General features: G+C 75.5%; 3 protein-coding genes. 2 read left to right on the top strand and 1 reads right to left on the bottom strand.

Translation table 11 applies throughout. The features are described 5' to 3' along the window. Position 1: 1 nt before the first annotated feature. Entirely contained in the window at positions 2 to 889 is an 888-nt protein-coding gene (locus tag ACLU3S_RS36745; RefSeq protein WP_413956315.1) for a CU044_5270 family protein, read from the top strand. Between the two features lie 472 nt (positions 890 to 1361). Here the strand turns inward: ACLU3S_RS36745 and ACLU3S_RS36740 are convergent, their stop codons facing one another. Then, entirely contained in the window at positions 1362 to 1727 is a 366-nt protein-coding gene (locus ACLU3S_RS36740; protein WP_413956314.1) for a nuclear transport factor 2 family protein, read from the bottom strand. A 170-nt stretch (positions 1728 to 1897) separates the two neighbouring features. On the opposite strand from ACLU3S_RS36740, the gene ACLU3S_RS36735 reads away from it, so the two are divergent. Continuing rightward, entirely contained in the window at positions 1898 to 2203 is a 306-nt protein-coding gene (locus ACLU3S_RS36735) for a hypothetical protein (protein ID WP_413956313.1), read from the top strand. Positions 2204 to 2215 lie beyond the last annotated feature (12 nt).

The following is a 2215-nucleotide window of genomic DNA, read 5'->3' as shown; positions in this document are numbered from 1 at the left end:
GATCCGCCGGGGCGCCCGCGGCCTGTCCGCTGCGCAGGCCGCTCGCCGCAGCCCCGGCGCCCGGTTGCTGGGGGGCCTTGCCGCGGTGGGTGTCGTGCTGGTGATCGTCCTCACCGCGCTGCTCGGCGGGCCGAACACGTCGCCCGCGATCGCCGCGCCCCGCCCGCTGGCCGTCCGGCCGCACTCCACGGTCGTACCGCTGAAGCAGCTGGCGTACCTCGCGGCCGTGGCCGCCGCCGACGGCACATCCCAGCTGCGCAAGGGCACGCACGTGCAGTCGTGGAGCCTCGGCATGAGCGACGACAAGCCGCCCGTGACCCTCCCCGAGGAGCGCGTGGTGCGCTGGCGGGCGGACGACAGCCACACCGAACTCGTCGTGGCGACCGACCCGAGCCACCCCGGCCGCCCGGTCCTCACGGACGGCGACGGTGAGCCGCACCTGGTCGCGGACGGCCACGTGCTCAGCCGCCGGACCTACCCGCCGAGCTGGAGCGACGCCCCGCCCGAGGCGCGGCCCCCGCACACCCCCGGCGCGCTGCGCGCCTACCTCGCCGAGGCGATCCACACCGACTCCCTGACCACCCCCGAACTGCTCGACTCCGTAGGCGAGTTGCTGGACCACTGGACGCTCGGCGCCCGCGAGTCCGCCGCGCTGACGCGGGTCCTCGCGGACGCCAAGGGGCTGCGTCCCGTGGGACAGGTGACGGACCGGCTCGGACGGCCGGGGCAGGCGTACGTGTACGACGGGCCCGCCGGCACGCGGCACATGCTGATCCTCGATCCGCGCACCGGAGCCGTCCTCGGCGTGGAGACCACCTTCACCCGCGCCCAGCCCGAGTACGGGGTCAGGGCCGGGGACGTCATGGAGTACAACGCCTGGATGCGGTGACCCGCCGGGGCGCCGCGCCGCGAGCTGCCGGGTGGCGGCCGTCACGGTCCCCTCCGGCAGCGTGGGGATGGTCATCGGACCGGCGCCGCCCGGCATCGGGGGCGTGACCGGCGAGGCGCGCTCCACGGCCGAGTCGAAGCCGAGGCCGTCGCCGTCGCCGGCGTTCCCGGGTCGTAGCCCGCGTCGTCGACGACCGCGCCGGGCCTGATGTCCCGCCCCGGCCGCCGGCGCCGGTGCGGGGCGGCTGTCGCTCACCGGGGCCGTGGGCGGCGGGTGCGCGGGGCGCGCGGCAGCGCCGCGCGCGGGCGAAGGCGCGCCGCCCTCAGCGCCGACCGCAGCAGAGCGGCAGGCACCGGCAGGCCCGCCGCGGACACCGGCGACCGCCGCCGGGGCCGTGCCCGCCCCACCATCGCACGGGCCGAGAAGGTCCAGGTCAGCCTGGAGGTGATCTGGACCCGCGCGACCTTCCTGCCTACTCGTCCCACGCCTGGATCATGATCTGCTCGGCGATCTTCCCGTCCCGCAGCGTGACCATGGACTCGGCGAGGACACGGGTGCCGTCGCCGTACATGCAGGACTCGGTGAACGCGGCGTGGTCGCCCTGCACGACGCACTGCTCCAGCTTGTGCGTCATGTCGCGGCGGTAGATGTCGTCCAGCATCTCGGCGATCTGGATTCGCCCGTGCAGGACCTTGGGGTGGCTCGGCTGGCTGTTGCGGTCGATGATGCGGATCTCCGCGTCGTCCGCGTAGAGGGACAGGAGCGTGTTCCCGGTGGTCCCTTCTATGCCCCGGCGCAGCGTCTCGGTGTCGAAGGACGAGCCTGTCGCGGTGCCCATGGTGACCTCCTTCAGCGCCCGCGGCCCGACGAGGAGCGGACCGCCCGGGTCCACCTTCGAGGCTCCCCCGGCCCGGCGGTCGCGGCAAGCGCAGGCGACGCGGTCCGCCTCCAGGGTGAGCGGGGCCCGCCGGCCGTGTCCGGGCGGGCCCCGCCGCGGTTGGTGAGGGCATGACCTCACCACGACGCATCGTCGCCGCCCTCGGCCTCGCCGCCGGAGTCACGGCCCTTGCCGCACCCCTGGCGAACGCGGCCGACGCGGCCGCATCGCACCCCGGGCGGATCAACCCCATGGCCACGCTCGACTCGCTCGCGGTCAGCGGCATTCCCGCGGAGCAGCAGGCCCAGGTGCCGCGGGTCTCCGAGCAGATGCGCTCACTGAACCAGGCCGGCGAACTCAGCCGGCTGAACGAGCTGCACCAGGTCACCGACCTCGCCGCCCCGGCCACCGGCCTCCTGCCGGCCGTCGAGACCTGAGCCGTCCTCGGC

Source organism: Streptomyces sp. AF1A (genome assembly GCF_047340315.1).
Classification (GTDB): domain Bacteria; phylum Actinomycetota; class Actinomycetes; order Streptomycetales; family Streptomycetaceae; genus Streptomyces.
The sequence above is the reverse complement of the archived record's forward strand: the minus strand, read 5'-3'. Positions and strand labels throughout refer to the sequence as shown.

Excerpts from the sequence above, each read along its gene's own strand:
- ACLU3S_RS36735 (WP_413956313.1), top strand. The coding sequence starts at position 1,898 with ATGACCTCACCACGACGCATCGTCGCCGCCCTCGGCCTCGCCGCCGGA.
- ACLU3S_RS36740 (WP_413956314.1), bottom strand. The coding sequence starts at position 1,727 with ATGGGCACCGCGACAGGCTCGTCCTTCGACACCGAGACGCTGCGCCGG.